The organism is Tolypothrix bouteillei VB521301 (genome assembly GCF_000760695.4).
Taxonomy (GTDB): Bacteria; Cyanobacteriota; Cyanobacteriia; order Cyanobacteriales; family Nostocaceae; genus Scytonema; species Scytonema bouteillei_A.
In genome coordinates this window covers 5349345-5362189 of the sequence record NZ_JHEG04000001.1, presented here as the reverse complement: position 1 = coordinate 5362189, position 12845 = coordinate 5349345, and the positions used below count along the sequence as shown (strand labels likewise).

General features: G+C 42.6%; 13 protein-coding genes. 7 read left to right on the top strand and 6 right to left on the bottom strand.

The window, feature by feature from the left end; translation table 11 throughout:
• Window positions 1–306 precede the first annotated feature (306 nt).
• Window positions 307–1146, top strand: coding sequence for a glutamate racemase (gene murI / locus HC643_RS21570; protein WP_202048637.1), 840 nt, complete (start codon window positions 307–309; stop codon window positions 1144–1146).
• 85 nt (window positions 1147–1231) lie between these two features.
• Here murI and HC643_RS21565 read toward each other — a convergent pair whose 3' ends face one another.
• Window positions 1232–1426, bottom strand: coding sequence for a hypothetical protein (locus HC643_RS21565; protein ID WP_050045312.1), 195 nt, complete (start codon window positions 1424–1426; stop codon window positions 1232–1234).
• A gap of 1074 nt (window positions 1427–2500) precedes the next feature.
• Between HC643_RS21565 and sds the strand changes: the two genes are divergently transcribed.
• On the top strand, window positions 2501–3472 hold the full coding sequence (gene sds / locus HC643_RS21560) for a solanesyl diphosphate synthase (protein ID WP_038079800.1): 972 nt from the start codon (window positions 2501–2503) through the stop codon (window positions 3470–3472).
• 223 nt (window positions 3473–3695) lie between these two features.
• On the opposite strand, the gene HC643_RS21555 is transcribed toward sds, so the two are convergent.
• The gene (locus tag HC643_RS21555) at window positions 3696–4169 is read right to left on the bottom strand and encodes a hypothetical protein (protein WP_038079862.1); all 474 of its coding nucleotides are present in this window, start codon (window positions 4167–4169) and stop codon (window positions 3696–3698) included.
• Window positions 4170–4359: 190 nt separating this feature from the next.
• Between HC643_RS21555 and hetZ the strand changes: the two genes are divergently transcribed.
• The 3 genes from hetZ (at window position 4360) to HC643_RS21540 (ending at window position 9083) form a co-directional block, all read left to right on the top strand.
• Window positions 4360–5550: a heterocyst differentiation protein HetZ gene (hetZ, locus tag HC643_RS21550; RefSeq protein WP_038079798.1), complete on the top strand. Its 1191-nt coding sequence runs from the start codon at window positions 4360–4362 to the stop codon at window positions 5548–5550.
• Window positions 5543–6526 carry a hypothetical protein gene (locus tag HC643_RS21545; RefSeq protein ID WP_038079796.1) on the top strand — a complete coding sequence of 328 codons (984 nt, stop codon included), beginning with the start codon at window positions 5543–5545 and terminating at the stop codon, window positions 6524–6526. Before hetZ ends, HC643_RS21545 begins: the two co-directional genes overlap by 8 nt.
• Before the next feature lie 250 nt (window positions 6527–6776).
• On the top strand, window positions 6777–9083 hold the full coding sequence (locus tag HC643_RS21540; protein WP_038079795.1) for a transglutaminase TgpA family protein: 2307 nt from the start codon (window positions 6777–6779) through the stop codon (window positions 9081–9083).
• Window positions 9084–9184: 101 nt separating this feature from the next.
• On the opposite strand, the gene HC643_RS21535 is transcribed toward HC643_RS21540, so the two are convergent.
• Window positions 9185–9397, bottom strand: a complete 213-nt coding sequence (locus tag HC643_RS21535; protein WP_038079860.1) for a hypothetical protein — start codon at window positions 9395–9397, stop codon at window positions 9185–9187.
• A gap of 341 nt (window positions 9398–9738) precedes the next feature.
• Here HC643_RS21535 and remA point away from each other — a divergent pair, with 341 nt between their 5' ends.
• Both remA and gmk read left to right on the top strand, forming a co-directional pair.
• Entirely contained in the window at window positions 9739–10005 is a 267-nt protein-coding gene (remA, locus tag HC643_RS21530; protein WP_038079793.1) for an extracellular matrix/biofilm regulator RemA, read from the top strand.
• A 176-nt stretch (window positions 10006–10181) separates the two neighbouring features.
• On the top strand, window positions 10182–10781 hold the full coding sequence (gmk, locus tag HC643_RS21525; RefSeq protein WP_038079857.1) for a guanylate kinase: 600 nt from the start codon (window positions 10182–10184) through the stop codon (window positions 10779–10781).
• Between the two features lie 66 nt (window positions 10782–10847).
• On the opposite strand, the gene HC643_RS21520 is transcribed toward gmk, so the two are convergent.
• The 3 genes from HC643_RS21520 to HC643_RS21510 all read right to left on the bottom strand — a co-directional run bounded on the left by HC643_RS21520 (window position 10848) and on the right by HC643_RS21510 (window position 12600).
• Window positions 10848–11366 carry a photosystem I reaction center protein subunit XI gene (locus HC643_RS21520; RefSeq protein ID WP_038079853.1) on the bottom strand — a complete coding sequence of 173 codons (519 nt, stop codon included), beginning with the start codon at window positions 11364–11366 and terminating at the stop codon, window positions 10848–10850.
• Between the two features lie 490 nt (window positions 11367–11856).
• Window positions 11857–11988 (bottom strand): Photosystem I reaction center subunit IX, encoded by a 132-nt coding sequence (locus tag HC643_RS21515; RefSeq protein WP_072040711.1) that lies wholly within the window; start codon window positions 11986–11988, stop codon window positions 11857–11859.
• A gap of 114 nt (window positions 11989–12102) precedes the next feature.
• On the bottom strand, window positions 12103–12600 hold the full coding sequence (locus HC643_RS21510; protein ID WP_038079791.1) for a Photosystem I reaction center subunit III: 498 nt from the start codon (window positions 12598–12600) through the stop codon (window positions 12103–12105).
• Window positions 12601–12845: the final 245 nt, after the last annotated feature.

The window sequence follows — 12845 nt, the reverse complement described above, 5'->3', positions numbered from 1 at the left end:
ACCAGCCCTGCAGGCGGGTTTCCCGCGCCCTGGGGACTGGCGAACCCGAAGGGCGAACAAGGGAGGGCTAATAGCTAATGGCTAATGGCTGGGCTGATGGTGAGTCTAGCCCGTAGGGCTTAGGAAACCAGCGCCCTAGCGACTGACGTATAGCCCTGACGGGCATAGCCTGCTGCGGCATCGCGGAGCGTGCGGTTTGCGCTTAGCGTCTCCGTAAGGAAATACAAGGTTAGCCATTAGCCATTAGCCATTAGCCATTAGCCATTGTATATTTAATCGCAAAACATAAATTAATATTTTTTGCCTGTGCTCAGCTATTCTCATTTTGATAACGAACCCCAACGTGCCTCAATTGGCATTTTTGATAGTGGTGTAGGTGGTTTAACGGTACTGCGACAACTCTACAAGCAACTCCCTAATGAATCAATTATTTATTTCGGGGATACGGCTCGACTTCCTTATGGTATTCGCACACCTGGTGAAATCGTACAGTATGTACGTGACATCTTAGATTGGATGCAACAACAACGAGTGAAGATGGTTGTTATGGCATGTAATACTAGCTCTGCTTTAGCTTTAGAGGAAGTTCAGGACGAATATCCTTTTCCCGTTTTAGGAATTATCCTCCCTGGGGCAAAAGCAGCAGTAGAGTGTGGCAAACGTATAGGGGTAATTGCCACTCCGGCAACTGCCAAAAGTAATGCATATCGACGTGCTATCCTAGAAGTAAATCCCCAAGTTCAAGTCTGGCAAGTAGGTTGTCCGGAGTTTGTGCCCCTTATTGAACAAAATCGCGTTCAAGATCCCTACACTACAGATGTGGCACGCTTATACCTCGAACCACTTATACACCATCAGATTGACACCTTAGTCTACGGTTGCACTCACTATCCCCATCTCGCACCAGTCTTGCGATCGCTTCTTCCATCCCAAATACAATTAGTCGATCCTGCCGTACACGTTGTTGCGGCGTGTGCTCGAGAACTCGATGTGATGGGTTTGAAAAATACCCATTCACCAGTACCGACGCGTTTTGCTGTCAGTGGCTGCCCGCAACAGTTCGCTCAGTCCTGCTTGCAATGGCTCGGGTATACCCCAACTGTTGAAGCAGTCTGTTGGGCTGAAGGGTTGCGAGTTGGAAGTTAGGGGTTAGGGGTTAGGGGACACACGGAAGAAGTACAGACAACTTATGCCACAGTCCCCAGCCTCTCTCTTGACTCTTGAGTCTTAACTAGTGTAGGCTAGTAGCTTCAGTCACATTTGACCTTAGTGTTACGTCCTCTTTGGTTGTTTGAGAAACTCGTGAAGAGTCCACATTAACTGTCTTGTTTCCGGTTCGTTTTGCTAGTGCCAACAAAAGGTAGACTGCTAACAGATAACCAGAAGCTAATATAAAAATCATCATAGGCATTTTTCCGTAAATCATCTTCTCTACCGGGTCGTGTGTCCAAAGGTTATAAACTTAAATAAATAGGTGTAGAATTACAGCCACAAACTACACTTGTAGTGGCTTATTTTTCTACGTAACAAACTTGTCGGTAGAGCTTAATGCTCTCCGAGCAATCAACTTGTAAGGAATTTTTTGCAGACTATACCTACAGCAACAAATAATTGGTTTACTAAAAAGCAAACAAAATCTGTTGTTTCAGCAGTCTACCCAGTCTGCGTTATTTTGTATGCACTTGATGAACGTACTTGCACAGCAAGTACTTTTTCTGTGCTCATGAACTATGACGTTTCCCCTAAAGGAAGCGCATGGCTTTAACCTTGAGGTTTTGGACACGAGGGACTCAACCAACGAATAATTCCCTTGGTCAAAGCCCACGATACTTTATTCACTCACAACACCAGTAGAGGAAAACACCTCTTGGTGATTTTCTCGCCCGGATGGTGAATCTCTCAATAATTTAAAATCCCTAGATTTTAGCGTAACACAACCAACCTGACTTTTTAGCCATTTTTTCTGCTAAATTTAAAATTTTCTAGGTTGAGTTACATACGCTTCCGATATATCATTTGTTACTTACAGTAAGTAGAAGTATAAAAAGTTAATATTATATAATCATAACTGAATTTAACCTTGTTGTCTATATTACTAACAAAAACGTTATAGTAAATTTACTGAAAATTAAATTTTTGATAAAAAACAGGCTTTTTGTCTAATTTAAAAGATTTCTAAAATTTCTTAAAAAAGTATTAAAAATAGCTCATGAGTGCGAAGATATACTCAAATTTTCTTCAGTATGCTTTGCTCCATACGACAACATACGAAAATCTTTTACCTGAGTTTTTTTACCGGACGTTATTACTTTAAGAATTGTAACAATACAATTTCCCACGAGCAATTGCTTGCAACGCATTTTACAGAGACTGAAGACCGGAGACTGAAGTTCAATTTCTTTATCGTTCTATGCCTCTATCTCAAAAAACGACTAGATTATCTTAAAATGAGTAGAAGATATGTAAACTTTCGTAAATTAAAGCCAGAGTCTGCCCATCCATGACCCCAGCCACCTCCCTTTTTTCCCCAGTGGAAGCTGACCTGCTTTTACTAGCAGACAATTTGAAACAGCTAGTTGGAAACGGTCACCCCATCCTTTGTGCAGCCGCCGAACACTTATTTGGAGCTGGGGGAAAGCGTATCAGACCAGCCATTGTTTTACTGATCTCGCGGGCAACCATGCTCCGCCAAGACATTACGCCTCGCCATCGTCGCCTAGCTGAGATTACAGAAATGATTCATACAGCTAGCTTGGTACACGACGATGTGGTTGATGAATCAGAAATGCGACGTAATGTTCCTACAGTTCACAGTTTGTTTGGTAACAGAATTGCTATTTTAGCAGGAGATTTTTTGTTTGCTCAATCTTCTTGGTATCTAGCCAACTTGGACAACCTAGAAGTGGTGAAACTGCTGTCGCAAGTCATTATGGATCTGGCAACTGGTGAAATCCAGCAGGGATTAAGTCGATTTGATAGCAGTATCACTATTGAGACTTATTTGAATAAGAGTTATTACAAAACTGCTTCTTTAATTGCCAATAGTGCTAAAGCTGCAGGGGTTTTGAGCGAAGTTTCTCAAGAAGTTACCGAGCATTTGTATCATTACGGGCGTCACATTGGTTTGGCGTTCCAGATTGTGGATGACATTTTAGATTTCACAAGTTCGGCAGATACTTTGGGCAAACCAGCTTCTTCAGATTTAAAAAGTGGTAATTTAACAGCACCTGTTTTATTTGCGTTAGAAGAACAACCATACTTGGAAGTTTTGATAGAAAGAGAGTTTGCCCAAGAAGGAGATTTAGACCAAGCCCTCTCCTTGATTGAAGATAGTCAGGGTCTACAGCGAGCCAGGGAATTGGCAGCCCATCATGCTCACTCAGCAGTAGAGCACATAGCAGACCTACCTCCCTCTGATTGCCGCCAAGCGTTGATTAAGATGGCTGATTACGTGTTGAGCCGCCTTTATTAGGGACATAACTGGGATTGGGGACAAGGAAGACAAGGAGGACAAGGGAGACAATGAAAACAAGGGAATTGGGAAAAATCCTCAACCCTAAGTCCTCGTCTCCATCTCCCAATTCCGGTGTCCCTCATCCTCAATTTTCAAGACTTAATAACCAAATCATATACATAGACCAAGTCATTGGTTTAGCATGAGAGTATACATGCTAATACCTGATAGCTGATAAAATTTATGCAATGTCCGGAGGAATTTGCATATTCTTTCTGTTCTGTTGAAGCTTCTGCTGAATTAGGTTTTCCAGGTCACTTCGCCTGATTTCTACTCCATTACTGTTAATGTCAGAAGTTTCAAAAAAAACTATACTATCTACGGGTTCCATTGCTACCAGTTGGAACAGAATGTGAGTGACAGGGACGGGTGTAGCTACCAATTGAGGGTCAAGCCCAGCATTTGATTTGCTAGGGACATCCTGTAATGTAGGAAAAGCATAAATTACGCGCTTTTCTAACTGTGGATTTGCGCGGTTGCTTAATGTAGTCAAAACCCAGCTTCCATCCAAATTTTGGACTATGTAGTATTGGGAACGGCGTAATTTCTGGGCGATCGCGCTAAGGACAGGAGCGATTGCTGTGACAAGTTGCGGTGTTACACCATCTTTGGGTGCATTGTCAATCAGCAATTGAATTTGTGCTTGTAAATCCATAATCACCTGTAAACTGCAAGTGGTGGTGTTCATAACATCTATGAAAGCGAACTCAGTGACCACCTGACCAGTGACCATAGCTCATTGTCTACTGTTCGAGGTTGTAAATTGTTCATAAAATTTCTTGACCACATAAAAGCAGGCTTACAGGTTGTACTCAAGTATGTTAGGGTCTTTTTAAAACTTGATTATGAATTCAGCCGCAACCGTAACAATTCAGGGAGTAAGTTCTATCGGCGTGGAGGCGATATATCAACTCCTATTTAAGGAGCTTCAGCAATCAACGAAAGCTTCGGAGCACAACTGTCGTGATGTGTCAACACGAATAGCAGCCGAAGTTAACAGAATTTGCAGTGAGAGCAAACGCATCCAAGCCGCCGGCGCTGTGGAAAACTCCGCGATCGCTCTAGCCAAACACAGGCTGCAACAGTGTCTCAGATACTACGAGTTGGGTTCTAATCGAGGTAGGGTAGAATTACACAGCACCCTAAGTGCGATTATTTATCGCTACATAAATCCCCCTCAAAGGCAATTGAGCTATCAAGGAAGGCTCGTTGTCATTGAAGATTTCTTACAGAGTTTTTACTTAGAATCCTTAAACGCTTTCCGACGAGAAAACCAACTGAGTGCTACCTATCGTCCGCAAACTCTGTTGGAATTGGCAGAGTATATGGCATTCACAGAACGCTATGCCAAAAGGAGGATTCCCTTACCAGGACGCCAGCAACAACTTATTATTCTTCGAGCACAAACATTTTCCCAACAACAACCACCAGAAACTTGTGTTGACATAGAACAAGCCGCAGAGGGAAGCGGGAATGAAGGCGATGGTTCTTGGGAAGACCCAGCCGTGCAGCAGTTGCGAAGTGCAATGGCAACACAGCCAGAACCAGAACCCCAAGAAGATACTTTGCGTTCTGTCGTTGTGACAGAATTGATGAACTACCTAGAAGAAAAACAACAATCAGACTGTGCTGATTACTTTTCCCTCCGCCTGCAAGACTTATCAGCACAGGAAATAGAGTCTATCCTAGGGTTAACACCGAGACAGCGGGATTATTTACAACAACGTTTTAAGTACCACTTAATTCGGTTTGCACTGCTGCATCGCTGGGAATTAGTTCATGAATGGCTAGAAGCCGATTTACGCACTAACTTAGGATTGACACCACAACAGTGGCAAATTTATACAGCAAAACTGGACGATAAGCAAAGGTCTCTATTAGAGTTGAAACAACAGGGAATACCTGATGAAAAGATTGCCAAAACTTTAGGGTTATCAATGGCACAATTGCAAAAACGGTGGTTTAAAATTCTTGAGCATGCTTGGGAAATTCGTAACTCTTTAATATCCGGATCGGGTGCATCTACTCATGAATAGTGACTCAGAATCCTTACAAAACCAGTTGCTTGCTTGGTTATTGGGCGAACCCCAAACAACTGAAGAAGGAAACTTGGCAGATTGTGAGGACGTTAAGGGGGTAAACAATCTAGATGAAACAGCCGCCGCTACCAACGGTGGCGATTTTCGATCGAGACAATTACCCCAAACCTTTCAACTGGGAGAAATTCCTACTGTGCAAGAACGTTTCCAAGCCGTCCTTAAACGTCGGTTACAACTTCAAATTGAAAATCATCCGCCGCTCTTCCCTTGGGAAAACCAACTGACAGACTACCCCGATTATGTAGACAAACCGTCAGTTGATTTAGTTCCGGTTTGGGGGTGGGCGGCACAGCAAGTCAAGCTGAATTTGCCGATTCTGTTACCGGAAAGAGTTTTCCAGATGTTACTGGAAAAGTGCCAAGGATTAGTGTCGTCTTCATTACCATTGGGGACTAAACTGGTTCAAGCGGTGGAAAACCTATTCCCTACAGAGCCTGAGATCGTAAATGACATAGCCGGATTGGTGCTGAGAAGCCCCTATAGATCTGCTGTGGATGCTATAGAGACTATGCCAAATTTAGAAAGTAGCTACTCAGATTTACAGCCCCGCCAACAAATGGCACTGTCATTAATGGCAGCAAAACAGCTGTTAGAAAATTTGACGCTACCTATTTCATCCACCGATCCAGTTGTAGAAAGACAATGGTTAACTAGCGCAGGTGTTCTTACCTTAAGGGTGGAATACCAAACCCAAGGACAAATTAACAAGCTACGGGTTCAAAGCGAGTTACCTGGAGCGGGAGTTTTAAATCTTCAGGGAGAAGCCTCTCAAGCAATGGTAGAGTCTTCAAGTCCGGGATGTGTCAGTGTCGAATTAAATGACATACAACTCAACCAGACTTATACCCTAGAAGTCGAGTTAAAAGAAATAGACACCAGACCGCTTGTTTTTGTAATTGTTCCCACGGCGTAAATCGCTTTTGCCATCGCTAGCACCTGAAATTAATAAAACGCCATTGTGACGAAATGAAAATCCTGGTTTTGAGCAATTCTCTTTTCAACTTAAAGCGTCATTAGGGCGTCTACAGAAAGCTGCTATGAGGAAGACACGAAGAGGAGATACGGTTTGACCGCTCGCTGGTTATTTGTAGCGTCCAAGATTGCCGCTTTGATTACATACCCATAGACTGCTTTCTTGCTTTTAAATGATTAACAAATCCAGGATGAATTGGCGTCTACCTCTTGTCCATCTCTTGCGGCAAAGCATGCAGGAGACGCCATTGGTGGAAGTAGAAAATACAATTACCTTACGGGTGCTAGTGCTAGCGTTGGTAATTGTTGGGATTATCGCTACGGATATTGCTGCAGAGACTAAATTTAGTTTTTGGGCAGTACCCCTATCAGTCGTCGGTGCGATTTGGAGTTACCACCGTCGCCGAGAACGTAACGTCTCGGTGAAGTTTTGTATCGCCATAGGAATGTTGGCAGCACTGGGTGCTTTCTTTGGAAGATTATTTGGGGAGCTAAATGACACGCGTTTGGCTTTGGCGGAGTTATTAATTCAACTCCAAGTACTTCATAGCTTTGATATGCCCCGTCGCAAAGACTTAGGTTATTCAATTGTCATCGGGTTGATTTTGCTTGGTGTCGCCGCAACACTGAGTCAAACTCTAGCATTTGCGCCAGTGCTGCTGTTATTTTTGGCAATTGCTTTGCCGACTTTAGTACTTGACTACCGTTCTCGGCTGGGGTTTCAAAAATCGGTTCCGTTCCCTGGTTCAACCAGGGAACAACAGGAAGCTTCTTCTCTTTTAAATTGGAAATTTCTTTTCTTGAATTTTTTAATTATTGTGGTAGCAGGACTGGGAATTTTTGCTGTTTTACCCAGAGTACCCGGCTATCAACTGCGTATGTTCCCAGTCAGCGCTCCCATTAATGTTAAAGGAGAGTTTACCGGGCGCAGTATTGTTAACCCAGGCTACGTGCGCCGGGGTAATGACCCTAAAAATCAAGGTGCGGCTTCGGGTGGATTGGGAGAAAATCAACCCGGTGCTCCGGGAAAACTAAATGATAGTTTTTATTACGGTTTTAGCAGCCAAATAAACCAAAACCTGCGGGGAGAGATGAAACCCAAAGTTGTGATGCGAGTGCGATCGCAAAGCCCTGGTTTTTGGAGAGTTTTGGGTTTCGACCGCTACACGGGAAAAGGATGGGAAATTTCTCGCACAGAGCAAGTTGAAACAGTCAAGCGTCCTCCGTGGTCTTTTCAAATTTTTCTGCCTAGAGCCATCTTTAGCGGTCAAAGTAAAGATGTAGTACAAACATACACGGTGGTATCGGATTTGCCCAACTTAATTCCGGCAATGGCTCATCCGAAAGAAATCTACTTTCCGACACCAGTAGTCGCGGTAGATAAAGAAGGCGGGTTGCGAGCACCCGTTGAACTATCAGAAGGTCTAACTTACACCGTGGTTTCAGAAGTCCCCCTGCGCGATCGCACTTTGTTGAGAACAACTTCCACCAACTATCCTGAGAGTTTTAAAAAGTACTACCTACAAATACCCGATGGAATTGCCGAAAAAATCAGAAAACACACAGAAGGAATATTAGCCAACTACAATCTAGAGCGGGTGGGCAAATCCCAAAAGGCTTTGGAATCCCCTTATGAAATAGCCCTGTACTTGGCTCAGTATTTAAAGCAACACTATAATTTTCCAAATAATCCCTTTGAGTTACCCTACCTAAGTGAAAAGGAAGACTTGGTAGAAACTTTCTTGTTCAAAAACAAAGGAGGTTACCCAGATCACTTTTCTACAGTACTGACAGTCATGCTGCGTTCCATTGGTATACCAGCGAGGTTAGTAGCGGGATTCAGTCCGGGAGAATTTAATCCATTTACGGGAATGTACGTTGTTCGCAACACCGATGCTTTTGCGATGACGGAAGTTTACTTCCCCAGATATGGCTGGTTCGCTTTTGACCCCATCCCAAATCATCCACTGATTCCCCCTTCTGTGGAAGACACAGAAACATTTGGCGTTCTCCATCAATTTTGGAACTGGGTGGCTGGATGGTTACCAACTCCACTCAAAGGTTTTTTCAACACCATATTTGGAACAATATTTAATTGGATTTCCAAAGCGTTGTCTTGGTTTATCTCATTATTCAGCCAAGGTTGGGCTGGGGCGATCGCGGGATTAACAATAGGAACAGCATTCGCCTTTTGTAGCTGGATGGCATGGCGTTTGTGGAGACAGTGGCGGTATCGTTTGAGACTGAGTAAATTACCGCCCATGGAAAGCCTCTATCAACAAATGCTCAAGTGGGCTACCCAGAAAGGTTTGGGTAAACATCCAGCACAAACACCATTGGAGTTTGCTCGCCTATCATACGACCATCACTCTTCTGGAATTGCGGAAGTTATTGATGAAATTTGCCAAGCTTACGTAAGTTGGCGTTATGGTGGCTATCCGCCTGACTTAAATCGACTGCAACAAAGATGGCGGGAATTAAATAAAACACCTAAGTAATAGTAGGGTGGGCATTGCCCACCACTTTTTTTCTCATTTGTTCACTGTCTCGTTCCCATACTTTGGATGGAAATGTCTACAGGAGTCTTCGACTCCAGAATTTAATTCATCAAACTTTTCAGAAATTCTTGCTTAGCCGCAAAATATCTCTTAACCTCTACAGGTGTTAGAAGTACAACCACCGTTTCAGATCGAATTGGTTGTAACAGAGCGTTTTGACTGCACTGAGAATCATTCACTTTACGATACGTACACTCAGCACTTATACCAGGTATGCGAAAGTAATGGCCTACTTGTAGTTCTTGAAAAGTCATCTGACACATTTAAAGATATTGATACATATCATAACTTTGCTAGTTGGGACAATAGCAATCAAAATTTTTATCATCCATCGTGAAAATTCCCCTTTCCTACTCCTCATTTTCTACATAGGTCTTACATAAGAAGTCAAGTTATTAGCTTGACTCAGTACAGTTTACCTATATCTATAGATAGATTTTTAAGGATGTTCGGGCAGAAATAGCTAAAAAAAGCGTTTCTTCGTTAAAAACTTGAATTGTCTTTAATTTATTCGTTGTAACTCCTGTTTTTTATGGATAACATGGAAAATAGTTCAAATTAAGCTTCTCACACCACGTTTGGCGTCAGTTTTGTTATGGACATTCAGTTAATCAACATCGGTTTCGGCAATATTGTGTCTGCCAACCGAGTCGTTGCCATAGTTAGTCCGGAGTCTGCTCCAATCAAACGAATCATCACAGATGCACGCGATCGGGGCCAACTCGTAGATGCAACGTATGGGCGGCGTACTAGGGCTGTTATTATTACTGATTCAAGTCACGTTATTCTTTCGGCAATTCAACCGGAAACCGTAGCAAATCGCTTCGTGATTACTCGCGAACACCAAACTGTTGATAATTAACAAATGAAGGGTCAGTAACCCTACCCTATTTTGGCAACATCAACAGTACCATGTGGATTAAACTAGTTCTATGTCACTAAGACTACAAATTACGTTAGTTGATAGTCACCCAGCCAGCCCATGAAAGACTAATGACTCTTGAGCTAGGTTTATCGATCAATTCACAGGTTAAGCGGATGATGCAAGTTCTATCCACCAGAAGTGGTGCTACTACCAAAGAATGCCCGCCTGTTGGCAGGCTGATTATTTTGACTGGTCCGAGTGGAGTAGGTAAAGGTACTTTATTGCGAAGTCTCCTACAACGTCATTCGGATCTGCATTATTCCGTATCCGTGACGACGCGTCTTCCTCGTCCTGGAGAAATAGACGGAAAACACTATAACTTCATCAGCCGTGGTGAGTTTGAAAAATTAGTTGCTGCTGGCGAATTACTGGAGTGGGCAGAATATGCTGGGAATTATTACGGCACTCCTCGTGAAACCGTAATTAACCAAACTCGCTCTGGTAAATCTGTCGTATTAGAAATTGAGTTAGAAGGAGCACGACAAGTTCGGGCTTCTTTTAAAGGCGCTCGCAGCATTTTTATTTTGCCGCCCTCAATAGAGGAGTTAGAAAAAAGGATACGCGGTCGCGCTCAAGATTCAGAAGAGGCGATCGCTCGTCGTTTGCGCCGTGCTAAAGAAGAGATTAGCGCTGCGAATGAATTTGATATTCAGATCGTAAATGACGACCTAGAAACCGCAATAAAAGCTGTAGAAGCGGCTATTTTTGGTTAGTAGTTAGTGGTTAGTTGTTAGTTGTTAGTTTTTAACCACCAACCACTAGCCACTAACTATTAACTATTAACCAAACAGACCTTGAATAAGGCCTAAGTTACTAGTCAACAAGTAAGCGACAACCGCGCCACCAATACCACCAATTAAGAAAGCACTAGCAAAGTTGTTCCAGCCTTCTCCCGATTTAAAAGCATCAGGAGGATTGGGTGTGGTAACAGTAACGTGGGGCTGAGGGGGATTGCTGTTGGCATATAGAGATAAAGAACCCGTTGCAATCACAATCAAACCCAGAGTTGCTAGTAAACCAGCTAGGTTAGCATTAGCGGTATCGCGCAGAGGACCCAATTTGGCAAAAGGACCAAAGATCCAGTAACCATGAGCCATACCAATTTCTAACCCCCGTCTGAAAGGAGTGATTCCAGCACGGTATGCAGGTAAGTTGCTGATATACCACTTGGTTAAAGGAGAAGCATTGATTGGTGTTTCCAAGTTGCCTCTCTGAGGATCGCGCCATTCAGGAAAAACTACCTCGCGATTTCTAGCATCGCTTGGACGATTTTTTGATGCATCTACGGCTTGTGCTATATCTGCCATACTTTATGTTTGCCTCTAAATAAAATGATGGCTTTATTTTCAAGTTAATAATAATTGTTAATCTTAGCTAAATTTCATTTTTACTATCTAACTTTATAAAAATTAATTTGTTTTTTTTAATGCTCAAACACTTACACCTTACACAATTTTAAGGTTCTGAATTTTTTATCACAATTCTTTAATTTAAATATACGAGATTGTGATTTAATTTTTGAAATATACGTAGTTGCTTGGACGTACTTTAGAGCTTAACGGGCATTACTCACCCCACAGCCATTAAAATTTTTCATCAACTATTTATGATTTCTATAGAAGTTTAGAAGCTAAAAGCTACAAGTTAGGCTTTAGAAACTATGAGTTTTTAAAGAAAATTTCTTCTTTTGATGAAATTTAGGCAGGGCAAGATGCTAAATTCTAAAAACTCTAGGTTCAATATCTAACTCTTAACTTCTAACTTCTAACTTCTAATTGTTATCGCCTACTACGGCATGGGATGAAAAAGGAGGTCAGGGAAGAAGTAGTTAAACACGATCAACAAAACAGCAGTAAAAATCAAATTGGCAAATAATAAAACTGGTGCCAATGAAAGATATCCAAGAAAATTATTTTGCATGAAATGTTCTCCCAGTAAGTCAATTGATTGAGAATTACTTAGTTAGTCGTTACTGATGACTAGCAGACAAGTGGTTCTACCAACCACTAACCACTAATCACCAACCACTAACTACTAACGTGGTGAAATGGGAATTTCTTCATCCTTGGCTGTTAATTGACCTGAAAGGAATTCTTGCAGTGCAGCTACAGGCCAAGTAAACCCAGAGAGCATGATTGGTAGTGCTTTAGGCACCTCAATCTTGACTTCCCGCCATTCCACATCTCCACCTTCTGCTTTATTTTTCTGTAGATAGGTACGACCTACCCAACCAATCCAACCAGCAATGTAGAGGAAGAGAATGCTAGGAATGAGAAAATCTCCAGCACGATCCAAACGACCATCCACAATCAGGTGAGGAAGACCTTCAGGACCGCACAGGGCTTGAGAATAACGCTCAAAGCGCTTTTCCCCTGATGCAGGGTCAAAATTAGTAGCGCGGGCAGAGTCTACCCGTTCTAAAAACGCGGGCGATTCTTTGCAAGGAACCAAACCAGCCCCTAAGGCGAGCGCTTTAGGAGTAAAGTTGAACCAAACACAAATCGCTAAAACCAGAGCAAACAAGCATCGCATGGAGTTGTTTCCTTTTATTACGAAACAAGAATTTTCTGTACAAAACGAAGCGGCTTGTACAACCTTGATTTGCAAAGTTAGCAAGTCATCACTAGCAAGTCATCATACTCTTGAGCGTGAACCGAGTAAAGTTGAAGTAAATAAAAGTTAAAGCTTCTCAATGGGATGAGAGGTCACAAGCGGGTGGCTCGGGGCTAAAGAAATCTCCTAATCCCCAGTTCCCAATGCCCTCGATCCCCGAAGAG